The 26,241-nt window shown below is 45.4% G+C and carries 23 protein-coding genes and 1 riboswitch; of the genes, 10 read left to right on the top strand and 13 right to left on the bottom strand.

Annotated features, from left to right (window positions below; all coding sequences use genetic code 11):
• The first annotated feature begins 108 nt into the window (after positions 1-108).
• On the top strand, positions 109-870 hold the full coding sequence (locus NCI00_RS19055; protein ID WP_253530178.1) for a hypothetical protein: 762 nt from the start codon (positions 109-111) through the stop codon (positions 868-870).
• Positions 871-878: 8 nt separating this feature from the next.
• On the opposite strand, the gene NCI00_RS19050 is transcribed toward NCI00_RS19055, so the two are convergent.
• Together NCI00_RS19050 and NCI00_RS19045 are read right to left on the bottom strand one after the other, a co-directional pair.
• Positions 879-3,338, bottom strand: a complete 2,460-nt coding sequence (locus tag NCI00_RS19050) for a heavy metal translocating P-type ATPase (RefSeq protein ID WP_253530175.1) — start codon at positions 3,336-3,338, stop codon at positions 879-881.
• A gap of 115 nt (positions 3,339-3,453) precedes the next feature.
• Positions 3,454-4,101: a hypothetical protein gene (locus NCI00_RS19045; protein WP_253530172.1), complete on the bottom strand. Its 648-nt coding sequence runs from the start codon at positions 4,099-4,101 to the stop codon at positions 3,454-3,456.
• 75 nt (positions 4,102-4,176) lie between these two features.
• On the opposite strand from NCI00_RS19045, the gene NCI00_RS19040 reads away from it, so the two are divergent.
• Positions 4,177-6,558: a TonB-dependent receptor gene (locus NCI00_RS19040; protein WP_253530169.1), complete on the top strand. Its 2,382-nt coding sequence runs from the start codon at positions 4,177-4,179 to the stop codon at positions 6,556-6,558.
• A 58-nt stretch (positions 6,559-6,616) separates the two neighbouring features.
• Here the strand turns inward: NCI00_RS19040 and NCI00_RS19035 are convergent, their stop codons facing one another.
• Positions 6,617-6,937: a DciA family protein gene (locus NCI00_RS19035; protein ID WP_114069995.1), complete on the bottom strand. Its 321-nt coding sequence runs from the start codon at positions 6,935-6,937 to the stop codon at positions 6,617-6,619.
• A gap of 151 nt (positions 6,938-7,088) precedes the next feature.
• A riboswitch (SAM riboswitch) is annotated at positions 7,089-7,214 on the top strand.
• 152 nt (positions 7,215-7,366) lie between these two features.
• On the opposite strand from NCI00_RS19035, the gene NCI00_RS19030 reads away from it, so the two are divergent.
• The 3 genes from NCI00_RS19030 (at position 7,367) to NCI00_RS19020 (ending at position 10,406) form a co-directional block, all read left to right on the top strand.
• A complete protein-coding gene (locus NCI00_RS19030) occupies positions 7,367-8,401 on the top strand; it encodes a homoserine O-acetyltransferase family protein (protein ID WP_253530167.1) in 1,035 nt (344 codons plus the stop codon).
• 16 nt (positions 8,402-8,417) lie between these two features.
• Positions 8,418-9,449, top strand: a complete 1,032-nt coding sequence (locus NCI00_RS19025; RefSeq protein ID WP_253530165.1) for an aminopeptidase — start codon at positions 8,418-8,420, stop codon at positions 9,447-9,449.
• Between the two features lie 168 nt (positions 9,450-9,617).
• Positions 9,618-10,406 carry a DUF3108 domain-containing protein gene (locus NCI00_RS19020; RefSeq protein ID WP_253530163.1) on the top strand — a complete coding sequence of 263 codons (789 nt, stop codon included), beginning with the start codon at positions 9,618-9,620 and terminating at the stop codon, positions 10,404-10,406.
• A gap of 114 nt (positions 10,407-10,520) precedes the next feature.
• Here NCI00_RS19020 and dnaB read toward each other — a convergent pair whose 3' ends face one another.
• Both dnaB and NCI00_RS19010 read right to left on the bottom strand, forming a co-directional pair.
• Positions 10,521-12,119, bottom strand: coding sequence for a replicative DNA helicase (gene dnaB, locus NCI00_RS19015; protein ID WP_166557906.1), 1,599 nt, complete (start codon positions 12,117-12,119; stop codon positions 10,521-10,523).
• A 102-nt stretch (positions 12,120-12,221) separates the two neighbouring features.
• On the bottom strand, positions 12,222-13,271 hold the full coding sequence (locus NCI00_RS19010) for a glycosyltransferase family 9 protein (RefSeq protein ID WP_253530162.1): 1,050 nt from the start codon (positions 13,269-13,271) through the stop codon (positions 12,222-12,224).
• A 278-nt stretch (positions 13,272-13,549) separates the two neighbouring features.
• Between NCI00_RS19010 and NCI00_RS19005 the strand changes: the two genes are divergently transcribed.
• Positions 13,550-13,933, top strand: coding sequence for a DUF423 domain-containing protein (locus NCI00_RS19005; protein ID WP_253530161.1), 384 nt, complete (start codon positions 13,550-13,552; stop codon positions 13,931-13,933).
• A 77-nt stretch (positions 13,934-14,010) separates the two neighbouring features.
• Here NCI00_RS19005 and NCI00_RS19000 read toward each other — a convergent pair whose 3' ends face one another.
• From NCI00_RS19000 to NCI00_RS18965, 8 genes are all read right to left on the bottom strand, one after another.
• Positions 14,011-16,965, bottom strand: coding sequence for a glycosyltransferase family 117 protein (locus NCI00_RS19000; protein WP_253530160.1), 2,955 nt, complete (start codon positions 16,963-16,965; stop codon positions 14,011-14,013).
• Positions 16,966-17,113: 148 nt separating this feature from the next.
• Complete coding sequence (locus NCI00_RS18995; RefSeq protein ID WP_166557910.1) at positions 17,114-17,734, bottom strand: NUDIX hydrolase; 621 nt, start codon at positions 17,732-17,734, stop codon at positions 17,114-17,116.
• Positions 17,735-17,880: 146 nt separating this feature from the next.
• Positions 17,881-19,476 (bottom strand): NAD(P)/FAD-dependent oxidoreductase, encoded by a 1,596-nt coding sequence (locus NCI00_RS18990; protein ID WP_253530159.1) that lies wholly within the window; start codon positions 19,474-19,476, stop codon positions 17,881-17,883.
• Positions 19,477-19,575: 99 nt separating this feature from the next.
• Positions 19,576-20,343: an RMD1 family protein gene (locus NCI00_RS18985; protein WP_253530158.1), complete on the bottom strand. Its 768-nt coding sequence runs from the start codon at positions 20,341-20,343 to the stop codon at positions 19,576-19,578.
• Positions 20,344-20,462: 119 nt separating this feature from the next.
• The gene (locus NCI00_RS18980) at positions 20,463-21,278 is read right to left on the bottom strand and encodes a DUF6597 domain-containing transcriptional factor (protein ID WP_253530157.1); all 816 of its coding nucleotides are present in this window, start codon (positions 21,276-21,278) and stop codon (positions 20,463-20,465) included.
• Between the two features lie 87 nt (positions 21,279-21,365).
• A complete protein-coding gene (locus tag NCI00_RS18975; protein WP_253530156.1) occupies positions 21,366-21,812 on the bottom strand; it encodes an ester cyclase in 447 nt (148 codons plus the stop codon).
• A gap of 130 nt (positions 21,813-21,942) precedes the next feature.
• A complete protein-coding gene (locus NCI00_RS18970; protein WP_253530153.1) occupies positions 21,943-22,461 on the bottom strand; it encodes a DinB family protein in 519 nt (172 codons plus the stop codon).
• A 101-nt stretch (positions 22,462-22,562) separates the two neighbouring features.
• Complete coding sequence (locus NCI00_RS18965; protein WP_114459244.1) at positions 22,563-23,024, bottom strand: Lrp/AsnC family transcriptional regulator; 462 nt, start codon at positions 23,022-23,024, stop codon at positions 22,563-22,565.
• Between the two features lie 299 nt (positions 23,025-23,323).
• Between NCI00_RS18965 and NCI00_RS18960 the strand changes: the two genes are divergently transcribed.
• From NCI00_RS18960 to NCI00_RS18945, 4 genes are all read left to right on the top strand, one after another.
• Complete coding sequence (locus NCI00_RS18960; protein ID WP_253530150.1) at positions 23,324-24,058, top strand: YiaD family glycine zipper/OmpA-like lipoprotein; 735 nt, start codon at positions 23,324-23,326, stop codon at positions 24,056-24,058.
• Positions 24,059-24,120: 62 nt separating this feature from the next.
• Positions 24,121-24,597 carry a hypothetical protein gene (locus NCI00_RS18955; protein ID WP_253530147.1) on the top strand — a complete coding sequence of 159 codons (477 nt, stop codon included), beginning with the start codon at positions 24,121-24,123 and terminating at the stop codon, positions 24,595-24,597.
• Positions 24,598-24,653: 56 nt separating this feature from the next.
• Complete coding sequence (locus NCI00_RS18950; protein WP_166557920.1) at positions 24,654-25,283, top strand: porin family protein; 630 nt, start codon at positions 24,654-24,656, stop codon at positions 25,281-25,283.
• 293 nt (positions 25,284-25,576) lie between these two features.
• Positions 25,577-26,239, top strand: coding sequence for a L,D-transpeptidase family protein (locus NCI00_RS18945; protein ID WP_253530144.1), 663 nt, complete (start codon positions 25,577-25,579; stop codon positions 26,237-26,239).
• The last annotated feature ends 2 nt before the right edge of the window (positions 26,240-26,241 follow it).

Here is a 26,241-nt window from a genome sequence, read left to right as displayed (position 1 = left end):
ATGAAATAGGCCTTCAACGCACCGCAAGGCACCTTTACCCACAAAAAAACGTTAGCGTGACTTTGAGTACTTTCTCTGTGTACCTTTGTTGATATTTATAGTTTCTGGATGAATACGCTATATTTTAAATTGGCCATGATGCCGATGGTCATTGGAATGATTACCCTCGTCAGCCGCAAATGGGGCAATAAAATTGGAGGGATTATCGGAAGTATGCCATGGGTTGCTGGACCTATTTTGGTATTTTTTATTGTGGAACAGGGGACGGCCTTCGGTATACGGGCCATTCCCGGTATTCTGACGGGCGTCGTGTCGTTGGTTGGTTTTTGTTATTGCTACGCTTTTCTTTCAAAGTATCTTACTTGGTTGCCAACGCTTTTTATTTCTTACGGGGCGTTTGTTGCAGCGGCGCTTTTGTTGGACTCTCTTCATTTGAGCCTGTGGAGTATCTACGGGGTCGCTGTCCTGAGCATTGTGGCGGCGCTGCGCTATTTTCCACTCCCAGTCGCGGGAACTCCCCCGCTCGAACGAGCCAAAACGCCTAAATTCGATATTCCCTTCCGCATGTTGGTAGCAACCCTTTTTGTACTCGCCATTACGGCACTTGCCAAGGGGTTGGGGCCTACGTGGAGCGGTATTCTGACTCCATTTCCCATTATTACTTCCATTTTGGCCATTTTTACGCACTATCTTCAAGGAAGCAACGCTACCATCACAATACTCAGGGGCATTATGATTGGACTGGTAGGCTTTACTACGTTCCTGTTTTTACAAGCGTTTTTCCTCCGAGAATTTTCCATACCAATTTCGTTTTTGCTTGCCTTTGTGGTCAACGGACTCATCAATGCCGTGGCGATTCGGGTTTGGTAATAAGTAAGTTAAAGCGCTCTTGCGGTGGCAATTCTACTGGCAATGGTGGTGTACAACACAATAGAAATCGAGCTTGCTGGCATCAAAATGGCCGCAATAACGGGGGCTAATGTGCCCGTCAATGCAAAACTAAGCCCGATGATGTTGTACACTACTGAGATAATAAAACTCTGAACCACGATGCTTCGACCCGCTTTGGCGAGGCGTACGTATTGGGGCAAAAACGACAAATGGCTGCCTTCCAAAATACCATCACAGGCGGGCGAAAAATTGTTGATATTGTCAGAAACGGCGATGCCCACGTTACTTTGGACCAAAGCCCCCGCGTCGTTGAGGCCATCGCCCACCATCAGCACTTTGCGACCCTTTTGTTGCAATTGTTCAATGAATGTGAGCTTATCTTCGGGTTTTTGATTGAAATGCAAGTGCGTAGCATCTCCAAACAAATGGCCCAACAAGGCTACATCCGTCGGTTTGTCGCCCGATAAAAGATACGTTTGATAGTTTTTATGCTTGAGGGCTTGGAGCGTATCGGGGAGGTTGTCACGGTAGTAACTGTGAATTTCAAAATAACCGACTTGTTGTTCTCCAAAAGAAAAATAGACCTTACTGTGAGCATTTGATGCCGTGGCAGGAGCTTCCGCAAGCCCTACAAAAGCGGCTGACCCTAATTTTATAAGGCAGTTTTCGCCCAAGTTGGCCATAATTCCCTTGCCTTCAACTTCCTGAAAGCCCTTCAGGGCGGTTTCTTTGGGAACGGCTGCCAACGATTTAGAAATGAGCCGGCTCAGGGGGTGAGAAGATTGCTCACACATCGTACGCACGATTCGCTGCTGAATACGCGTAAGCGGCGTGCCTATAAATTGGATTTGACCCGCGTCGGGCAAGGTTAAGGTGCCTGTTTTGTCAAAAACAACGGTGTCAATTTCTGATAAGCTTTCAATGACTTTGGCATTTTTGAGGTAAAATTTATGCTTGCCAAACATCCCCAAAATATTGCCGTTGGTAAAAGTATCGGAGAGCAGTAAAGCGCACGGACAAGCCACAATCAGGATAGTGGTGATGGCGTTGATGCCGCGCGGCAAATCGCCCGCCCACATCCAAAAGACCAATCCCGCCAGGCCCAGTCCCAAGACCGTCCACGTAAAATAACGGTTGATTTGCGCCACCAAATCGCGGTCCTGCTTTTGGTTGTTTTGGGTGAAAGAATCTTTGTTCCAAAGCTGCGTCAGATAACTTTGTGAAACCCGCTTGGTGACTTCCAACTCAATGGCACCACCCACCTGACGTCCACCTGCGTAGATAATTTCATTCCGCGTTTTTTCCACGGGTTCTGATTCACCCGATACAAAGCTATAATCAATCATGGCCCGCTCGCTCACCAGACGCGCATCGGCGGGAATCAATTCTTTGTTGCGAATCAAAATGTGGTCGCCCGCTTGTAAATCAGTGATGAGTATTTGGTGATTGGTGACTTGTGATTGGTGATTAGTAATTGCTTCTTGTTCTTTGCCCAACAACGTCACGGCCACGGGGAAATAGGATTTATAGTCGCGGTCAAACGAAATAACCGAGTAGGTTTTGTCTTGAAAATACCGCCCTAACAGCATAAAAAACACAATGCCAGTCATGGAGTCGAGATAACCCACGCCCGTTTGGGTGCCGATTTCGTACAAACTGCGCACAAACGTGACCAAAATAGCCAACGCAATAGGGGCGTCAATGTTCAAATAATGTTTCCGAATGGCTTTCCAAGCCGATACAAAAAAATCCGAAGCGGCATAAAAAAAGACGGGCAACGCCAGCACCACGCTAAAAACACTAAACAGGGATTGCAGCTTCTGGTCGGTTTGGGTGTCGCCCAATCCAAAATAATCGGGGAAGCTCATCATCATGACGTTGCCGAAGGCAAATCCCGAAATACCGATTTTGTATAAACGCGTTCGGTTGGTTTTGGGGGATTGGTCAGATTCAACATCCTGAAGACTGATGTAGGGTTCGTATCCGATGTACGTCAGCAGTTCAGCCAATTGACTCAGCTTGATTTTTTCTTCATCAACAATAATCCGCACCCGCTTTTCTGGAAAATTTACCACCGCCGAAATGACGCCTTCCTGCAATCGGTGGAGGTTTTCGAGCAAATAAACGCACGAACTACAGTGCATTTGTGGCAGGTACCAGTTGATGTGCGTTTGGCGGCCATCCGTAAATTGAATGATGCGCTGATGCACTTCTGGAAGGTCTAAGTAAGCGTATTTGCCTTTGTAGTAGTTTTTATCGGGCGAAACCCCCGGATTTTTTGTAAAATCGTAGTAACTGCACAGTTCGTTTTCCTGCAATAACTCATAGACCAATTTGCAGCCTTCGCAGCAAAAGGGTTTGTTATCGTGGACAATGACGGTTTCTTCACAGTCGGCTCCGCAATGATAGCAGGCGACTTCGACAGTAGGTGAAATGGATTGCGACATACAATGGGTATTTGTATTTGCCCAAAATTGCGTCGGGGACTGTCGCTAATATATGAGTATTGTCAACGTAGAAAACTGACTTTTGTCAGTAATTTAGAAAGTTGAAGTGAGGGGATTAATTATTGCCGTAATACTGCAAATAGGCAACAAGACGGTCGTAATTGGCGCGTTCGACGTCATTGCCAAATTTAGAGAGATAGTTTCGGTATATTTCAATGAGTCGGTCAAACTGCGGGCTGTTGTTGAGTTTGGCAGCTACAATTCCCTTAAAACAGCGATGTACCTGATTATAGAGGTATTTCGACGACTTTTGGGGCATAAGGTTCAGAATGCGGTCAATGTCGCCCACGTGCGTAATGGAAGCAAGAAAGCCAAAGCCCGAAAGCTGCATAAACTCCTTGATTGACTCGCAGGCATCGGTCAAATCTTCGTCATTTTGAATTTTATAACGGAAATAATTGACGTCGTTGTATTTGCCCGTGGAGATGATAATGGTATTGACGTCAGAACGAAAATCGACCAAATTGGCATTTAAAAACTGCTGCGCTATTTGTTCTACCTGATCATTACGGCATCCAATGTGAACCTCAATCCACGCATCATTTTCTTTTTCGTATTCAGAAACCGAAAAAATGATGTTTGTGAAGCCTGCAGGTGTATTTTTGCGAAATTGTTTTTTGTCCATCAACAGTCGAAACCCTTCTGCTTCGAAAAAATCGTACAGGGCGTAGTAAAGCTTGGCTTCGGTTGTTTTGAGGCTCATTGTTTTGACTTTGATTGATAACTAAATTCCTTAATACTAAGTTTACATTTGGTATTAAACAACGCAAGTATATTGATGAAACATATATCCACTGTTCATTTGAATTTTTCGGTAACTGTCAGCTTCTTTCTTCTGGTGACCGTTTTTTGCTTTTCTGGTTCACTTTTTGGACAAACAACCCTTACCCAAACGTTGCGGGGCGTGGTGTTGGACATCGACAATAATCAGCCGCTTGCGGGGGCGAACGTTACATTGACGGGCACCGACAAAGGCACCATCACGGAGGCCGACGGTAGTTTTCGATTTACGGCAATTCCTATCGGCCGGTATTCGGTCCAAATAAGCAGCGTAGGGTTCGAAACGACCATTATCCCCGAGGTTTTATTGGAGGCTGGAAAAGAGAAAGTATTAACCATCTCCCTCAAAGAAAGCCCTCAACAACTCGCTGAGGCGGTTGTGCGCACCGCCCGTCCTGTTTCGCAAAATAGCATACAGAGCATTACTATTGAACAAACGTTGCGCTATGCGGCTACCTTTTTTGACCCCGCCCGCCTCGCTACGTCGTTTCCGGGTGTAGTAGCGGCCAACGACCAAGCCAATAATTTGGTCATTCGCGGCAATTCTCCGACGGGAACGCAGTGGCGGTTAGAAGGCATTGAGATTGTGAACCCCAATCACCTCAGCAATGCGGGTACGTTTAGCGACCGACCGACGCAATCGGGCGGTGGAACCAATATTTTGAGTGCGCAACTCATGGAGCGCGCCGACTTTTTGACGGGAGCTTTTCCTTCTCAATACGGCAATGTCTTGGGCGGGGTGATGGACGTACATTTGCGCAAAGGCAATGACCAAAAACATGAATTTACGACGCAGGCGGGTTTGATTGGCATTGATTTATCGGCCGAGGGGCCTATTTCCCGCAAAAATAAATCATCGTATCTGGTCAATTATCGCTATTCATTCACGGGACTATTGGCTGCGATGGGCGTCAAATTTGGCGGAGAAGACATTCGTTTTCAGGACCTTTCGTTCAATCTATCGTTCCCTACCCGAAAAGCGGGCCATTTTACCGTGTTTGGAATGGGAGGCGCGAGTAGTAATATGTTTAAGGCCGAGCGTGATACGCTGTTGTGGGAAGTTGAAAAAGACGGATTTGACATTGAATTTAAAAACCGAATGGGCGCCATCGGCATGACGCATCAAATGAAAGTAGGCCGAAATTCTAGCCTACGTACGGTGTTGGCGGCTTCGGCATTGGAGACGCGCCGCGAAGGTTATGTGCTTTCGAAAATCTCCTATAATCGCTTTTTTGTTCAGTTGGATGCTTTCAAAAAAACACGCTATTCGTTCTCGACGACCCTCTCTCATAAACTCAATGCGCAGTGGCAGTTGCAAGAAGGCGTGTACCTAACGTATCAGCAAGATTCGGTTAATATCAGCAATCGGGGGATTGCAAGGGGTGGCATGAAGGGACTGATTATTCAGCCGTACATCAACCTCACGGGGCGAATTGCCCCACGATTGACGATGCAGCTGGGACTTCATTGGCTTGAATATACCTACAATCAAACCAATTCGCTGGAGCCTCGTGCCTCCCTGCGTTATAGCGCCAATAAACGTACCGCGTTTAGTTTATCGTACGGCCTCCACAGTCAATTACAACTGCCGCAGACGTATTTGGCCCTCAAAAACTCAGCCACCCGCGACGAAGTATTTCCCAATGTTCGTTTAGGGTTTACCAAAGCACAACATTTCGTAGCGGGCTATGAGCAAAGCCTTTCGCCGCTCTCTTCACTGAAAGTAGAAGTTTATTATCAATCCTTGTACAATGTGCCCGTGGCCAAGAATCCGTCGATTGTGAGCTACCGGGTCATTCCCGCTTTCTCGACTTTGAATCTGTTGGAAGGTTTTACGGATGGAGAATTGGCCAACACGGGTACTGGCAAAAATTACGGTATCGAAGTAACCTATCAACAATTGCTGCAAAATAATTTTTACGCACTTATCACGGGTTCATTGTATAATTCGAGGTATAAAGGACAAGATGGAGTCGACCGCAATACGCGCTTTAATGGCAATCATACATTCAGTTTGGCAGGAGGAAAAGAGTTTCATCGTCGTCCTAACCGTACGTTTGGCGTTAATGTACGGGTTTTGTGGCTAGGTGGCTACCGCGATTCTCCGATTGATTTGGAAGCCTCGAAAGGTGCGGCCCAAACGGTGTACAAAGCCACGGAATTGTACACGATTAAGTTAAAGGATTATTTCCGTCCCGACTTGCGCATTTTCTGGAAACGCAACAAACCTAACTACACTCGGACGTGGTCTATTGATATTCAAAACGTGACGAGTACCAAAAATGAAGCATTCAGTTACTACGATATTCTTCAACGTAAGGTGGTTCAGCAGTACCAGCTCGGGATTTTGCCAGTCGTGAATTATCGGGTGGAATTCTGAGGCCAGATAAAATATCTAACACCGATTTTTAAAAAACATCAGGGCTTTACCATCACCATCAAATAAACACAATATCGGTAATCAATTCATAACCAAAGGAGTCGTTGAGGGATTGGATGAGTTTGCGTTTGGCAATCACCAATTCGTTGGCCAGGGGGGCCGAGTCCAGTCGCAGAAACAGGACTTTGTCTTTTACGTAAATATCCGAAGTACGCGAAGCAATCTCTTTGCCTACCAGTTTTTCCCAATACACTTTCACCGACGACTCATCAAATTTCCCGCGTAGACGGTAAATTTCCAACATTTTATTGATGGCATCGCCCACGGTAGTTACCCCCGGACGGCGGGCTGCATTTTCTTTTTTAAAACGGTAAACCATATTTATGGGCAGAGTTTTCTATGACAAAGCTACAATAAGATGAAGAAATTTGGATTGGAACAACGAGTTTTTTCTGATTTATTTTGGATTCAGCCCTTTGCGCTGTAATATTGCACCATCAAGTCAGTTGCTTCTATTATGCACAGCGATTGATTTATAAAGAAGGGGGGAGAGAATAGGCTCCGCGAACCTCTGGCAACCTGTTTCCAAATACACGAGATAAGGTGCTAATTCCTACCTAAGCGGTCGCAAAAACGACCCTCAGGGGATATAAATCGAAACATTCATGTTAAGATTCCCGGAAAAACAAATGCGCCTTTTGCGCAACACACGTTTGTCATCTTTTCGTTAAGATGCACTGGGCCGTTACTATCCCTTTGAAATTGAAAACGCTGAAACAACAAAACCACTTTTAATTGTTTTTGAACCTTGGCAGTTACTTTATTCAAATATCCTTACACGTTTCCTTTGGAACTGGGCGGCGAACTGGCAGGCTTCCAATTGGCGTACACTACCCACGGCACCCGCAATGCCGACAGCAGCAATGTTTTATGGATTTGCCACGCCCTCACGGGCAGCTCTGACCCTACCGATTGGTGGGACGGGTTGGTAGGCCCCGGACTTCATTATGACCCCAAGGATTGGTTTATTATATGCGTAAACGTGCTCGGCTCGCATTACGGCTCCACCAACGCCCTGAGTATCAATACCAAGACAAAAGCGCCTTACTTTCAGAGTTTTCCTGACATCACCATCCGGGACAATATCTACGCTTTTGAACTGCTCCGTGAGCACCTTGGCATTGAGCACATTCATACCTTGGCGGGCGGCTCTTTGGGCGGGCAGCAAGCCCTCGAATGGGCCATTATCAAACCCGATTTAATCGAAAATCTGGTCCTGATTGCCACCAATGCCCTCCACTCACCGTGGGGAATTGCGTTCAATGAATCGCAACGCATGGCCATCAAAGCAGACCCCACTTGGCAAGAAGCCCGCCCCGACGCAGGCATCGAAGGCATGAAAGTGGCGCGCTCCATTGCCCTGCTGTCGTACCGCAATTATGACACCTACGACTTTACCCAAGCCCGCGACAGCAACGAACAAACCGATCATTTCCGAGCGGCTACCTATCAGCAATACCAAGGCGATAAATTGGCTAACCGCTTCAATGCGTTTTCTTACTGGACACTTTCACGCATGATGGATTTGCACAACGTGGGCCGCAACCGCCCGAGCGTAACCAATGCCCTCTCGCAAGTAAAAGCGCATACGCTGGTGGTGGGAATCAGTTCGGATATTTTATTCCAACCCAGCGAACAAAAATTCCTCGCCCGACACATTCCCGATGCTGAGTACCAAGAAATTGACTCACTCTACGGTCACGACGGTTTTTTGATTGAATACAAGCAGTTGAAGCAGATTTTGCAAGCTTGGGAAACCAAAGGAATCCCGCAAGGACGTTAATGTAAATGCAACCCAAATGCTTAAAAAAGCCCTCCTCGTTGTTTTGCTTGTGCTCGTCGTCCTCGGTATCATCTATCGAGAACTGATTAGTTACGGATACATGCAGGCCAAAGGACAGGTGAGTATTTTGTTCAATACCCGCCCAGTAGCGGAAGTTTTACAGGACCCTACCCTCCCCGACTCGCTCAAACAGCGGCTAAAACTCATCGGTGAAATCAAGCAATTTGCCATTGATTCACTCGGATTGGATTCTTCGGGCAGTTATACCGAATTTTATGACCAAGGCGGCAAACCCATTTTATGGGTGCTTACCGCCTGTGAAAAATTCCAAATGAAGCCCAAGCAGTGGAGCTTCCCCATCATCGGGACGTTTGCTTACAAAGGTTTTTTTGATACCACCCGCGCCAACACCGAAGAGAAAACGCTCCTAGCAGCAGGATTTGACACCCAAATCAACGAAGTATCGGCATGGAGTACCTTGGGGTTTTTCAAAGACCCGATTTTATCTTCTATGCTCTACCGGGGCGAAGGTAGTCTAGCCAACCTCATCATCCATGAAATGACTCACGGCACGCTCTTTGTCAAGGATAATCTGGAATTAAATGAAAATCTGGCAAGCTTTGTCGGCGACTACGGGGCGGTGCGATTTATGGAAGCCAAATACGGAAAGAACGCACCGCAGCTTGAACGTTATGAATTTCGAAAACGCTACAACGACGCCCTCAGTCAGCACATCGTACGCGGGGCCAATCAACTGGATAGCCTCTATAAAAAATTTACGCCTTCGCTTGCTACATCCCTCAAAGACAGTCTCAAAACGACCAAAATTCAACATATTGTCCAAAGTTCGGATACGCTTTTGGGGGGATTGGTTGGCAAAAAATACCCGTGGCGCGGCAAGAAACTACCCAACAACGCGTTTTTTATTGGGTACCTTACGTACCATTCTCAACAAAATCAGTTCAATAAAGAGTTTAATGAAAGGTTTAAAGGGAACTTTCGCGCCTATCTTTCGTACTTAAAAACGAAGTACCCTACCTCCTTTTAGGAACAATTTTGAACTTCTATCTGCGTTTAATTGTAAATTTGGGGTGTATACGAATCGTCTCATTAAATCCTTGCCTTAAAACCGATTTGGGCTTTTAATCGTACATTTAAGGACCCTAAACGAGACCTCAAAAAATACACTTGCCGTGTTAACAAAAATAATGAATGTATGCTTCGACGCAGTGTCATAGCCTTATGGGTATTGCTGATTTTCCCAGCTTTTCATGCCAAAGATTCTTATCGCCGAGTGGCTCAAACTAGCTTTGGTGTAGGGGAGCATTTTGAGTACCGTGTTCATTACGGCATTTTCAATGCGGCAGATGCCGTGGTCGACGTAAGCCCTCAAATTCAGTACGTTAATGGTCGCCCCTGCTATAAAATAAGCATTGTCGGCACCACACTCGGGGCCTTTAGTTGGTTTGCTAAAGTACGTGATGAATGGCAATCATGGATGGATACATCGGCCATTGTATCTCAGAAATTTTACCGAAATATTCAGGAAAACAATTACCGAAAAGTAGAAACGACCCTTTTCAATCACACCACTGACGATGCCGTGGTAACCGATGAAAACGGCACCAAAAAGTTTGACGTTCCCAATCATATTCAGGATGCCATTAGCGGATATTTTTATTTGAGAACGCTGGATTTCAACAAATTACAACCCAATGACGTCGTCGATGTCCCTACTTTTCTGGAATCTTCGGTCTATAAATTAAAAGTAAAATACCGAGGAAAAGACACAATTAAGACCAAATTTGGAAAAATAAAAGCGTTAAAACTAACGCCTCTTATGCCTGATAACCAACTATTTAAAGGAGAAAATTCAATCCGAATTTGGGTTTCCGACGATGCCAACAAGGTTCCCATTAAAGTAGAAGTCGACCTTTGGGTCGGTTCGTTGGTCATGGAGGTTCGATCTTTCAGAGGTGCCCGCAACAACTTCAACTGGTACTGATTCTTCGTCAGATTCAGCTGCCCACCAAAACGATTCTTCGTCCGTAGTTTGTTTTTCGTTCCACTCCCTGAACGAATCGTTGAAGGTTTTCAGGTTGATGCACATTGTATGCCCCTAGAAAGGAGGTTCTTCGGAAGGATTTGGCGGCGGGAAGTTCATCGCGCCCAAATCATTGGCTTTGCTACGAAATGTTCCTCCAGCGGCAGGAGGTGTATCAAAAGAGGCAGGAATACTACCCGTGTTTAGCGGGGCATTATTGCCAGGATTGGCCGAATAATAGCCGTCCAAATCGGTAAATTTGGTGTATTTACCGATAAAGCGCAATTGAATGGTATCCAACGAACCACTACGGTTTTTGGCAACAATCACCTCACCGATACCCTGCACCGAATTGCCGGCTTCATCTTGCGTAAATCCGTAATATTCAGGACGATAAAGGAAAGCAACCATGTCGGCATCCTGCTCAATAGAGCCTGATTCACGTAAATCGGATAGTTGCGGTCGCTTATCTCCGCCCCGGGTTTCTACCGCACGACTCAACTGCGACAGCGCAATCACTGGCACATTCAATTCTTTGGCTAAGTTTTTGAGCGCCCGCGAGATAGAAGCAATTTCTTGTTCACGGTTTCCACCGCCTTTGCCTCCGTCGCCCTGCATCAACTGCAAGTAGTCAATCACGACCATCTGTATGTCGTGCTGCTGCTTGAGGCGGCGGCATTTGGCGCGTAATTCTAAGATAGAAAGCGCAGGAGTATCATCAATAAAGATGGGCGCCCGCATCAAGCGGTCGATGCGTTGGTGCAACTGCGTCCATTCATGGGGGGCTAGATTTCCTTTTTTTAGTTTTTCGCTATCAAGCTCGGCTTCGGCCGAAATCATACGATTGACCAACTGTACGGCCGACATTTCCAGCGAAAAAATGGCTACCGGCATCCCAAAATCAACGGCCGCGTTGCGAAGCGACGAAACCACAAAAGCAGTTTTACCCATGGCAGGGCGTGCCGCCAAAATGATTAATTCGGTAGGTTGCCAGCCCGAAGTTAAGCGATCGAGTTGCGTAAAACCAGAAGGAACCCCCGTCAAACCGTCCTTTTGTTCGCGGCGACGTTCGAGTTCTTTCAACGCCTCGTTCATGAGCGTGCTCATGTCGGCGTAGTTTTTCCGAATATTTGACTCTGAAATCTTAAACAGCGACTGCTCGACGGTATCAAGGAGGTTAAAAACGTCGATGGTATCTTCAAATGCGTCCTGTAAAATCTTGGAGGCCACCGTAATCATCTCACGCTTCATGGCCGATTGAGCAACCACACGTGCGTGGTATTCGATGTTGGCCGCCGAGTTAATTTTGGTCGTCAACGACGTCACATATTGCGCTCCCCCTACCACTTCAAGCGTACCCAATTGACGTAGCTGAGTCGTAACCGTCAATAAATCAATGGGTTCTGAATTTGTAAAAAGAGTAATAATCGCATTGTATATTTTTTGATGCGCTTCTTTGTAGAAACTATCAGGCTTTAAAATATCAATGACCGAATTGAGCGCATCTTTCTCAATCATCAAAGCTCCCAGCACCGCTTCCTCTAACTCCAACGCTTGTGGGGGCAATTTTCCCATACTCGTCCCATTTTCTAGCCAACGATTGCTAGGATTGGGGCGGGAGCTGTTCCCAAGGGATTTTTTTTGAAGGAAATTGTATGATTTATCGTTGTCCATGTGGCAAAATCTACTACAATGATAAGCCTATTTTTACGATTCTGAAAGTGCTTTTGGAAACAAAAATTTGGATTTTTCTTTAACTCATTGATAGCAAATGTCCTACAAAACAGATGCGACGGTAGGAATTCGGTCAAAAATTGTTTCAATCTCTCCTCTGACCAGTGTATAATCCAACTCGGCACAAGTCTTACCCGACTCCCGAATCAGCAGGGCTTTGGTGCCATTTTGATAGTGACCAGAGTAAGGCATATAGGTATCAAAGTTGTTTAACTGACCAAACAATAATATCCCAAAAGTGTCAACGGCATTGGCCAAATGTGCTGGACCACTGTCGATACCGATAAAAAATCGGGCGCGTCGAATGATTTCGGCCGTTTGTAAAATGGAAAATTTTCCGCACAAATTCAAATAGTGTGCATCCGTACTCTCAACTACATTTTTTAAGCCGATTTCGGCTACATAATAGCCTTTTTCGTGCATTAACCAGTTGACAAGTTTATGCCAGTTTTCTACCGACCAATCTTTGGCGGGATAGTTGGAACTGCAATGAATAACAATCAGTTTTTTGGGCAATTGCAATGCGTCCACCCGCGCGCGGTCAGCATCGTTGATAAACACTTTGGGCACATCATCGATAATGGGCAAGGCTGCACACTGCTGAAAAATAGAGAGCAGGTTTCCTTTCTCAAAATAGTTAAAAACGGTAATATCTTTCTGCGCCGCTACACGGTTGACGTGCACATCTTCGCTTATAGAATCTCGGTTACTTTGCCAAAATTCTAGGTTATATACTTGCTCAAAAATACCCGACTCACACACCAGTAGTCGCTGTAAAACAGAAGGTTGTGCCCACACTTTATCAACTTCAGGATGTCTTTCTACCAATTCTTTAAATACAGGCCGCACAATCCAAACGATGTAAGCATTGGGGATAAGCGCCCGCACTTGACGGACGATAGGCTCGGCGGCGACAATGTCACCAAAATGCTCAGTCCGCAAAATTGCCACCATTTTTCTACGTCCTTTCAACGAAATCTTAAGAATCAGGAAACGGACAATTACGCCCAATGCCCCCGCGTATTCACCCAAAATGTAAGTGTATTTACGAAAACGATGAACCCAAAGGGCCTTTAAAGCAGAAACATCCATACAAAGCTGAGACTTTATTCTTTTGGCAAAAAATGATTTAGTTTATTTATAACAACCAAATCACTGTTAATCAATATTATTCAACTGACATATTAACGCAAAATTAGGTTAAAAACGGATTTTTAGGTGATAAAATCTCGTGTTTTATCCATTACAGTTAGTATTCGGCGCAATTCATTGAGAATTTTAGCCAAAATCGTACCAGAGCGTCAACAATGTTGGCTATTTTTGGGCCAAGTCTTCTCAGTTATCAGCGATTCAAACCTTGATTTACCGTAATGTCAACTAAATTTTTTCTACAGTCGGGAGCCATTTTAGGCGCATTGGGCGTCGCGTTAGGTGCTTTTGGCGCTCACGCCCTCCGACCCACACTCGAAGCCTCTGGGCGGATGGATACGTTTGAAACGGCCGTGAAGTATCAATTTTACCACGCATTAGCGCTCATATTGATCAGCATTTTGCTCCAAAATACCGCAGTTACTTCTGCCAAGTGGTACCATTGGGCTGGCTATTCATTTTTGGGCGGGGTCATTGTTTTTTCAGGCTCGCTTTATACCATTTGTTTTACAGGCATCAAAGCATTTGGCGCCGTGGCGCCAATTGGCGGTACCCTCATGATTGTGGGCTGGGTATTGCTTTTTTTGGGGGCTACGAAACAGTAACTTTCCAAAAAAAATGCAATAAAAAAGGTAGCTGGATGATTCCGCTACCTTTTTTTTGTGGATTCAAACCAACGATGCTAGCCACCCAATGCAGTCATGTATTGCTGCAATAAGGTTTCGTATTTTTTGGCTTGGGCCTCTTGTTTTCCTTCGCGGCACGCATTGGCGAGCGTTTGGAGGATGTACAACTGAATATTTGTATCCTGATTTACCCCGTGCTGTTGGTTGTACTTAAGAATATCTTCCGCACGGCGACTCATTACTTCCGCAATTTCGAGGGCCTTTTTGGGTTCTCCCAGCGCAAACAAGTAATTCACGTAGTTGGCCGTAATCTGATCGTAGGGAATGGTTTTATCCGGCATTTTGGTAAGGATAAAATTAAGCGCCGTTTTGGCCTTTTCCGTTTTCCCTTCACGAATCAGCTGATCAACCAAACGCATAAAGGCAATACGGGCCGAAAATGCCGGCGAACCTTTGTAAGTACCATCGTAATAAGCATTGGTGTTGTCCAATTCGCGCCAGAAAGTTTTCTTCATGAGGTTTTCAGACATGATGTCTGTATTTACGTAACCATCTGAAGCACCAGGAACACGAACGGGCAACAAACGGTACGCGTATCCTTCCAACTGCATGAATTCTTTCAAATTCAGGTAGTTATCATTGGTCAAAGTACCTGAAAAATACACTGGGCGTTTCCAATCGTTGGTCGCAATGATGTCCAACATAATGAGGTCTGACTTGTACAAATCACGCTTACCCATGGTCCACTGCATGGTATCTTTTACAAAAGCCGACAATTCAGGCTTCAGAATGTTCAGCTTACGAACTTCATTTGGATTGATACCCAACACTAATACCGACGAAGGGAGGATGCTGGTCATCTCACCGCTGGTCAATGGCACCTGAATGGCCGCATTGTTTTGTTTTACCAACGCCATGTATTCTTTGAGGTTGATACCGTTTTTAACGGCTGGCATCTCGTAGAAAGGCACGATGTCGTTTTTGCCCGCCGCAAAGTTTTCGTATTCCAACGAAATCGGCAGTGGGTCAGATTCGTAGGTTTTGCGCTTCATTTGACCGATGTACCAGTCGGTGCCCAACAGGCTCAGGTTACACACCCGAACGTCGGTACGGAAACCTTCTACTTCCTGAACGTACCAAAGCGGGAAAGTATCGTTGTCGCCACCCGTAAACAAAATCGCGTTGGGAGCGCAGGAATTGAGCAAGTTTTTGGCAAAATCAACCGAATGATAACGATTGCTACGGTCGTGGTTGTCCCAGCCTTTGGCACCCATCAAAAGCGGCGCTGATAAACCAATAACGGTGGCTAAACCCGCCCGAGCAGGCGCTGATGGGAGAATCTTGGTCAGAAAGTCATAAATAAACATGACGCCCAACCCAATCCAAAACGCAAAAATGTAGAAGGAACCCACGTAGATATAGTCACGTTCGCGGGGCTCGACGGGTGGAGAGTTGAGATAAACCACCAACGCCACGCCCATCATCATAAACAATAGTCCCGTTACAAGTAAATCTTGCTTACGACGGAATGCCTGCGCCACAATCCCCAACAATCCGAGGAGGAACGGAATCATGTAAAAATTATCACGGGCGCGATTATTAGCCATGACGTCGGGAAGGCCTTGGTTGGTATCCCACGGACGCAAACCGCCAGCGCCTTCTTCGTCGCTTTCACGGCCGACAAAATTCCACAGGAAATAACGCCAGTACATGTGTCCTAACTGGTGAGAAAAGAAGAACTCCAGGTTGTCGCCCATGCTTGGTTTTTGCCCTTCGGCCAATCCCAATTTATCACGGTAGAGCTGCGGGTGATTCATTTGGTTGCTGTGTACCCGAGGAAAAAGCATCTGCTGATTTTTCTCGTACACATATTCTGGACGATAATCGGCAATGATATACTTACCGTTTGATTTGCGGTAAATAGGCTCTCCTTGTTCAGAGTTGACAGGACGCGCCGTAAACACTGGCCCAAATAACAAAGGCCGGCTTCCGTACTGCTCGCGTTTGAGGTACGATACGTAGCTGATTACATCGCTAGGGTCGTTTTCGTTGATAGGAGGGTTAAAATTAGAGCGCACCAATACAAGGAAATACGACGAATAGCCAATCAATACAAAAGCAAAAGAAAGCAATGCCGTATTCCAGACTTCTTTTTCTTTTTTGGCCGTATAACGAATTCCCCAAATCAACGTCCCAACGAATAATAGAAGGAAGAAAACGATACCTACCGAGAACGGTGCCCCGAGGGTATTGACAAAGAAAATTTCAAATTTACCCGCCGTAGAAGGCAGCCACACAATCACACCCGAGTTGATAATCATCAACACAACCAGACCGCCCACAAAAGCCGCGATACCGCCCCACAAAGATGGATTTTTGTATTTTTTGAAGTAATATACCAAAGCGAGTGCGGGAATGGTGACCAAGTTGAGCAAGTGGACCCCAATCGAAAGACCGACCAGATAGAACGTAAAAATCAACCAACGGTTTGCCGCGGCGTCATCTTCGATGCGCTCCCATTTCAACACGGCCCAAATCACGATGGCCGTGAAAAAGGAAGACAATCCGTATACTTCGGCTTCGACCGCCGAAAACCAAAAGGAATCTGAATAAGTGTACGCCAACGCGCCGACCAATCCAGAGCCTACCACGGCGATGGTTTCGCCCAAATTAAGATCTTCGTCTTTTTTGCCAAGCAATTTCCGTGACAAAAGCGTGATGCTCCAAAACAAAAATAAAATGGTAAAAGCACTAGACATCACCGAAACGATGTTGACCCAATAAGCCACTTGGGTTACATCGCCCATGGCCATCATCGAAAACAACCGCCCGATAAGTAGGAAAAGTGGCGCTCCGGGTGGGTGTGGAACTTGAAGTTTGTAAGAACAGGCGATGAATTCGCCGCAATCCCAAAAACTGGCCGTACGCTCAACGGTAAGCAGGTAAGTGACCAGCGCTACCGCAAAAACAAGCCAGCCAGTTAGGGTGTTGATTCGATTAAATTTAGACATATAGAGAATATTGGATGTTAGTTTTTGGAGGGGGTTTTTGCCGAAAAAAATCTATTATTTCCCCTTAGTTATCCAAAGGCGTGCCAAAAATAGCAAATTCAGCCTAAAGGCGACGAACCGGCCTTCTTAAAAGTTGTTAAATGAAGCGTTATTGACGAATCACCGTCAGGAGTTCGCTGATCATCATGGCGGTAGCACCCCATACTTTGTGCCCCTGAATATCGTAGAAAGGTGCCTCAATCGTGACGCCGCGCACCTCAAGTTCGGTAAAACCAACGATAGTCTCGTCCAGAAGTTCATTCAAATTTACTTCCAAAACGGCCTCAACTTCGCGGGGGTCGGGGTAAAAATCGGGCTTATAAGCCAACTTTCCTACCACAGGCAGTACGTAAAAATTGCTGGGAGGGATAAACAATTCGGTGAGTTTTCCTAATATCTGTACATCCGATGCTTTTATGCCAATCTCTTCTTGGGCTTCGCGCAGGGCGGTTCTGATGAGGTTTTCATCCGTTTTTTCATAACGTCCGCCCGGAAAGGCCATTTGTCCCGCGTGAACACCGTCGTATTTGGGCCGTAAAATGAGGGGAAGAAGAATGTGCTCACGATGCGGATAAAACAAAATCAACACGGCGGAGCGCCGCGTTTTTTCGTTGGGCTGAACCTTGAGTCGCAGTCGCGTAGCTGATGCCATTTTAACATGTGCCTCCTGCCCCGGCAACGGTTGTCGGAGTTGGGCATCAAGCGCATGGATAAAATCGTTAAAAGGCATTGACCAAATTAAAATATAAACAATCTATTAACTCTATTTTGGCTAAAGTAATAGATAGTTCATAAACTAACCATTTTTGCAAAAACAATTTATCAAGCGTACTGATTTTGGGCAAAAGAGAATTGATAAAATAAGAACAAACGGGTTTATTTACCGTATTTGCTGACCAGTTGTTCGGCCACAAAAGTACCATCCAGCGCGGCCGACATAATTCCGCCAGCATATCCAGCTCCCTCGCCACAGGGGTACAACCGTTGAGTCTGAACGTGCTCGGCAGTGTCGCGGTGGCGGGGAATCCGTACCGGCGACGACGTGCGACTTTCAACCCCGATAAGCTGGGCTTCGTTGGAAACATAACCGTTCATTTTTCGGCCAAAATCCTGCAATCCTTGGCGGAGCGGCTCCGCAATGTGGTCGGGCAGGTATTCACGCAAATCCATTGACAAAAGCCCCGGTTGATAGGAAGTATCCAACAGTTCAGGTGAAGTTTTATTTTTGACAAAATCTAGCACGCGTTGTGCTGGCGCGGTTTGTCCGCCGCCCGCGAGCGCACAAGCGCGTTGTTCAATCGCTCTTTGTAACTCTAATCCCGCCAACGCCCCGAAAGCCTGATACGGCTTCAAATCAACGTCTTCGATACTCACAACCATGCCTGAATTAGCAAAACGCGAATCACGACGCGAGGGAGACATGCCATTGACCACTAATTCGCCAGGCGATGTAGCCGCCGGGACAATAAACCCTCCTGGACACATGCAAAAGGAAAAAACGCCGCGTTGTACATTTTTATGCTGCGACTGCGTCACCAAGCTGTATGAGGCCGCAGGCAAATACGCTCCACGGTCGGGGCGATGGTATTGAAGCGAATCAATCAATTTTTGGGAGTGTTCAATGCGCACTCCCACCGCGAAGGGCTTGGCTTCAATCAACACGTTTTTGACCTGACATAATTCAAAAATATCACGTGCGGAGTGCCCAGTGGCCAAAATCACCCCAATGCCCGTAAACTCTCGTCCATCGGCAGTGACAACGCCTCTTATTTCAGCCTGTTGATTGGCACTCGTTGACGATGCGGCAAAAATAAAATCGGTGACTTTGGTTTCAAAATGCACCTCACCGCCCGCGTTCAGAATACTTTGACGCATATCTGCGATAAGGGGCGGAAGTTTATTGGTTCCGATATGAGGGTGCGCATCATACAGGATTTCTTCGGCCGCGCCATGCGCAACAAAAATTTCCAAGATGCGCCTAATATCGCCACGTTTGCTGGAGCGCGTGTATAATTTCCCATCCGAGTACGTCCCCGCTCCTCCTTCACCGAAGCAATAATTTGAGTCGGGGTGCACGACGTGGTCTTTGTTGATGGCGGCCAAGTCGCGCCGCCGCGCGCGAACATCTTTGCCCCTTTCGAGCAACACAGGTTTGTAGCCCAGCTCCACCAAACGCAATGCCGCAAACATTCCTGCGGGGCCACAGCCCACAATTACAACGGTCGGTTTTTGAGAAACATCGGGGTAGTCTTTTTGGTAAGCAATGGCGGGTGGGGGGGTCTCGTCGGCGTAGACTTCTGCCTGTACATTTACCTTGATTTGGCGCGAACGTGCATCAATGGATTGGCGGGTTTTCCGAACCGTCAGGGTGTCTGTATCCTGAAGATGAAGGGTTTGAACAATATATTGACGAAAAGCCGTTTCGTCCATCGCCGTCTCGGGCGGCAGCGTTAATTGGAGTGTCTGTTGCATCTGAGTTTGAAAGGGAGTTAGCCTTTAATGGCACAAAGGTACTAAAAGCACCTATTTAGACACCAATCTCCGCGTTCAAATCTTCGGTTTAGGCAAGTTCTACTTCCAAAAAAGATGTACAACCTCAATCATAATCAGGATAATAATGATCCATTCCAGACGCGTACTTTCTCTATTTTGCAGAATATCAGTAAAAACCGTCAGGTTTTCGTGGACAATTTTTAGTTTATAATCAATATCACGGTAGCGCATTCGAAGGTCAAGCGTACGTTTGATAGCGTCGTCAATACGTCCCAATAATTCATTTTCCCAGGCGCTGTCAGGGGCATCAAAGATGTAAAGGTCGTCTACAATGCTGTTTTTGATACTGAGTGTCTTGCCAATAAACTGCATCAGTTCCTTCTGAGAACCCCTCAAACGGCCTGTTTGCTCCAGCTGGCGCGTCATTTTTTTGGTATTTTTCAAAATTTCGTCACTTAGCGCCTCATAATAATCCAAGGCAACCGATTGGGAAATGTTGAGCATAATCAGCCGTAGGGCATTGGGAGATAGTTCGGGAATCGTAATGGAATTATAGTCAAAAATCACCCCTGAGTCGGGTTTAACATTTACGGCAACATCTTCGCGATAGTCTTCTGTTACGTGGTCTTTGGCATAGGTGCGAATAAATTTGAGCAGGGCACTTTCTGCCAAGTTATCTACGCCCGCAAACGCAACCACTCCGTAGCTCAGCAGGTAAAAAAATTGATTTTCGTTGTGCTGGTATAATAATTCCGAACTGTTGGCAATGAGAGGAGGCGTGGTATATTCTGCTCGAAATTTCTTCAAATCAATTTCTTCGGCAATCTGGAAGGCTTCGACTTTCATGATAAAGCAGCGATTTTAGATCAAATTTAGCACAAAAATATGCAACTACTTTCTGATGCGAAAACATCCGTAAAATCCTACTCTTTTACCAATCTGGAAAATTCAATTGTGCAAAATTATCATTTCAGGTAATTGGCCAATTCAACATTGTTTTTTACGTAAAACGAAGGGCTTTTTCCCGTAAATTCCGTAAACTCTTTGATGAAGTGGGATTGGTCATAGTACCCGTTTTTGTAGATAATATCTTGCCAATCAGCAATTTGCCAACGTTTTTGGGCTAGTTCACTGCATAAACTACCTACCCGACGAATGCGGGCGTAATACTTGGGACTTACACCCACTTTCTGTAAAAACTTGCGTTCAAACTGCCGACGACACACAAAAAGCTCGTTCATCATGTCGCTGATATTGACCACTCCCCGCTGTTCCACAATCAGGTTTGCGGCGTAGTCTATGCGGTCGAGTTCAGGATTTTTACGTAATAACTGAAGATTTAAAAACTGTTCAAGCAAGCCAATGCGTTCGGTAGGAGAAGCGGCCTCCTCTATTTTGTCGGACCATTCGTCCAAATGACGCCCCAGCACGTCACGGAGGTTGGTGCGCTCGTCAGAAAACTCGTACATCGGCAATCCAAACAGCGTATTTAAGCCCGCAGGCCGAAATACAATACCCACCATGCCTATTTTACCGGAAAGTTGAAGTTGATAGCTTTTGGTAGCCTGCCCCGTCAAGAAATTTTTGGGAACCAAGCCACCGTTTAGTTTTTGGGAAGTTACCCGATAGGGTGTGCCGTAGTTAAACACCATTGAAGCAAAGCCCGTCGGGGGCGACTCGATGGGCAAGGGTTTAGACAACAACAAACTATTTTCCCACAGGAAAAAACATTCCACAAAGGGGCGCAGGTGATTCGGGGGGACGAACTTTCGGTAAAGCATTGTCAGTCATGATTTACCGAAAGTACAAAGATTATACGTCACCCGCCAAACATTATACTTGATACTTATCTAACGGTTAAGACCTATTTATGCGCCAGTCAATTGCGCCACAAAACTCTCGTGATTCCAGTTGATTTTCAGGTCGATGATTTTATCGTTTTCGTCAAAACGAAACACGAAGATATGGTCGCTGTTGAACTTCAACCCTTTGCTTGGCAATCCCAGAAAGTCTTTTTTCTGCGTCCCAAAAATCGCCACTTTACAAATAATCAGCTCATCTTCCGAATACATGCTATCGACGGTGTTATCTAAATCAGGAAAACAGTCAATCAGCAAACTCCACACGTTTTTGCCAAATTCTTGAAAAAGTCCTTTTCCACCTTCGCCCAACGGCTCAAACCAAACGGTAGCATCAGGGGTGGCGAGGTTAATCATTCGTTCGGTGTCCAGCTCTTGATAAGCCGAAAAAAATTCGATGCAAGTGCCTTTGCGCGTGAGGTCGGTAATCGATTCGGTGGTTTTTGTCGTTTCCATTTTAAAAAGAGGATAGAAAATAAGATAGTTTAGTTTTTACAACCACAGAGAAACGGAGGAACACGGAGTTAGAAGACTTCGTGGTATTTACCGCTGAAATTTCGAGATTGTTTTCGGCTTTTAACAGCTTCTAAAACAATCCTTCTGCGGGTGGCTTGATACCTTTCAGGCGCAGATAAATGGTGGTTTGCCCACGGTGGTGGCACATGTGCTCAAACGATTTTGTAAGCGCACTGTCAGCCGTCAGTTCTTGGCCAAACACTTTCACTTTCTTGGCCAAGTCTTCTTCCGACATCGCCTTGATGGCTTCGATGGTAAAATCAATACTCTGCATTACCGTTTTAGTGACGGTGGCTTTAGAGTGGTCTGCCGATTTTTCGGCGGAGCCTTGGTAAGGGCTGGCTTTACCACTGGCAGATGAAGCAAACGCAAAATTGGCATCCGCAACGTGCATCATTTGTTGGGAATAACTGCGGATTTCGGGCGTAGGTTTGAAAGAATAACCATCTTCTGGCATCGCGGCCAAATATTCTGTCATAAATTTTTTGCCCCGTTCCCAATCGGCCAAGAGTCTCGATTTAGCATTTTGGGCGTTGCTAGCCTGTCCAAAAAAGGAGAGCAGTAGTAAGATAAAGAGCGATTTTTTCATTTGAATAATTGATTTGTTTGACGATTCAAAATTACTATTCCGTTTGTAACGGTGATTGTAAAAATGCGACATTTTGTAGCAGGTAAGCCCCCACCCTGCCACTAAACCTTCAAGGCGGTTTCGTGCTTGATTTCACTCATCACAAATATGCTGTGGGTATTGCCGATGCTGTCGAGCGCGCCGAGTTTCTCCATCAAAAAGCGCTGGTATTCTGGCATATCATTCACCACCACTTTGAGCATAAAATCATATTCGCCTGAGATATTGTAGCACTCCATCACTTCTTCAAATGTCATCACTGCCGATACAAATTTTTCGCCATTGGCGCGGCTGTGTTCTTTTAAAGAAACATTGCAGAAAGCCACCAAATTTTTGCCAATTCCTTCCCGATTGACCAAGGCTACGTATTTTTTAATAATCCCTTCCCGCTCAAGTTTACGTACTCTTTCGTACACGGGCGTATAAGAAAGATTCAATTGGGAGGCCAATTCTTTGGTGGTCAAGAGGGCATTTTGCTGTAAATAGCGTAAAATACCACGGTCGGTAGTGTCTAGTTTTAGCATAGAAGGATGGGGAATAATTTGCGCATAATAAGATATAATATCTTACAAATAAACAAATTTAATTTATTTTATCTAACACTAATCCAATGAGTTTATTCTTTGAAAACCAGAATTTTGCATAAATTCCTCATTTTGGGGATTATTTTCTACAATTAAAAATTATATCCGAATAAGTCCAAAACAAACAAATAAGCATAACAATTTAAATATCAGACAGTTAATTAAATTTATATACATTCAACTGTTCTTAGGCATGTATTTTTAGACGGTATGTTTACACCAAACGGTATAAATAAATCATGAAAGCAATAACATCTTATTTAATCGCAACTTACATCATTGTGTTGTCGATTTGTAACGTGGGGATAGCTTCCGCTCAACAGTCAACAAAGAAAAAAACAACGGCTGCTCAAAAAGCTAAACTAAAAAAATCCCAAAGAGGAGCGTTAATCGGCGTAGGCGCTGGCGCAGTTATTGGCGGTATTATCGGCAAAAACAATAAAAATACGGCCATTGGCGCCATCATTGGGGCTACCGTGGGCGGTGCGGCAGGAGCCATCATTGGCAATCACATGGACAAGCAAGCCGAAAAGCTTAGTAAAGATTTGGGAAATACGGCCCGCGTCGAACGTGTTGGCGAAGGCGTAAAACTAACTTTCGACAATGCCCTACTGTTTGACTTCGGCTCCTCTCAGTTGCGCAGCCAAACCCAAGAAAGTCTGCGAAATATGGCACAAACGCTTAAAACTGACGGACAAACCAATTTATTGGTCGAAGGACACACCGATAGTGTAGGCTCAACGGAGTTTAACCGCGCACTTTCCGAAAAACGCGCACGGGCGGTCTCAGATTTCTTGATTAGCGAAGGAGTTCCTGCTAGTCGTTTTAAAATTGTTGGTCAAGGAGAGTCAAACCCCATTGCCTCCAACAACACCGAAACAGGACGTCAACAAAACCGCCGGGTAGAGATGGCACTATATGCCAGCGAAGAAATGAAAAAAGCCGCTCAAAATGGCGCCATCAGCCTTAAATAGTCCATCCAGCAAGTACCGTGAAGTCCCTAACTTTACACCGTAAAACAATTATTCCCAATACAATGAACAGGTTATTTATTTTGCTGTATGGAACAGCAATCTTCTTTCTCAGCACACAATCAGGGTGGTCGCAAGATTATCGTACGGGTATCGGCCTTCGCGCTGGCGGCCCCAATGGAGTGACAATCAAGCACTTCACAAAACCAAAAGTAGCCGTCGAAGGGATTATTTCTTCCCGCTGGAGAGGCTTAGGCTTTACGGGGCTCATCGAAGGGCACGCCCGCGCTTTTGACGTCAAACGCCTCAATTTTATTTATGGTGCAGGTGCTCACGTTTATTTTTGGGGTGAAAGCAAAAGAGGTTATTCACCTTATGGACGCAGCAGCGTGGTGGGGATAGACGGAATTTTAGGGTTAGAGTACAACTTCCGCGAAATTCCCATCAACATCAGCATCGACTGGAAACCGACGTTCAATCTTAATGTAGACGATGGTTTTTGGGGAGACGATGGAGCACTTTCCATTCGCTACATCTTCTAAAAACAACACCTATATCCACACATAGTTTATATCCAACTTACTTAACTAAGGAAGCCATGAAAATCAGATTAATGTCAGCAATCATTTGTATTGCCACGGGTTTGGTCCAAACCGCAAACGCCCAAGAAGCCCATTCTCGTTCGGGAATCCGGGGAGGCCTAAACGTCTCAAATTTATACCTAAAAGACGTTACCGACCGCAATCCCCGTTACGGGTTTCACGCAAGTTTGTTTACCCAAGTACCTCTCATCAAGGGAGTTCTTTATTTACAGCCAGAGCTTGGCTATTCTACCAAAGGCGTTACGGCCCGGTATAATTTATTGAACAATACCTTCCGGGGCGAGAATTCTTTTAAACTTGATTATCTCGAAATACCCGTATTAGCCACCGTAAAAGTGGGCAATTTTGTCGATATCCACGGGGGTGTCTACGGAGGGTTTCTGGCCAACGCCTCCACCGAAAGTAAGAGTGACGCTGGATTTGCAGCCACCACGCTCAACCGCGACAATTTCAACAGTTTTGACTACGGACTTTCGGCTGGATTGAGTATTTACTTCGGGAAGTTGATGTTGGGAACACGCTACAATTATGGACTACGTCCTGTAGCCCAAAGCGACGCCGCAAAGGTATTTTTAGGAAATGCTAAGAATTCCGCAGCCCAAATATCTCTAGGAATTACGTTCTAGTAACAACGATAAAGTACATCATTATGATTCTCCCCATCAGACAAGTCTGATGGGGATTTTTTGTGCTTTAAATGCCGGATAATTTATCTATTTCAGGAATTCACTACCCTGTAAAAAGTATATATTATTTATAAAATCTTATAATACCCTATTTATTATCTATTTTGTTTCACTTATCTCCAATTATCGTCTAATAAGTGTCGTAATCATTACTTTTGTCGTAATTTTGTATTTTCCATTTTCCGACAGAGAAATGTATGCCTTATCGGGCTTTTTTACTTTTATTGATTGCAATGAACGCTTTCAGCCAGCCATTTCCGGTCAGTGAACGCTCCCGTGAGGTGACTATTAGAATGACGGAACCACTGAAAAGCGAATTTGTAACGAGTGGATTGGAATGGGGAAGCCCCGTGTTTATCCGAATATTTAAGGAGCCCAAACGACTGGAAATTTGGATTAAAAACGGAAAACGTTTTGCACTTTTTAAAACCTATCCAATTTGTCATTTTTCTGGGCAATTGGGCCCAAAAACAAAAGAGGGTGATTTGCAGGCGCCCGAAGGGTTTTATGAAGTCACCCCCGCTCAAATGAACCCCAATAGCGACTATCATCTGTCGTTCAATTTGGGGTACCCAAATGCATTTGATCGGGCCCAAAATTACACCGGAAGTTATTTAATGGTGCATGGAAAATGTGTCTCCATAGGCTGTTATGCCATGACCGATGTGTACATTGAAGAGATTTATACCTTGGTTCAAACGGCCTTTGAATACGGCCAGAAAACGGTTGCCGTTCATGCCTTTCCGTTTGAATTGACGTCCCAAAATTTGGCCAATTACGACGCGCACCCATCCGCTGATTTTTGGAAAACCATCAGTGAGGGTTATAGCCTTTTTGAAAAAAACGCCTTCCCGCCCCGCGTGAACGTGAAAAGAAAAAAGTATGTTTTTAAGTAAAA

This window comes from Runella salmonicolor, from assembly GCF_024158025.1.
In the GTDB taxonomy this organism is placed as follows: Bacteria; Bacteroidota; Bacteroidia; order Cytophagales; family Spirosomataceae; genus Runella; species Runella salmonicolor.
The sequence above is the reverse complement of the archived record's forward strand: the minus strand, read 5'-3'. Positions and strand labels throughout refer to the sequence as shown.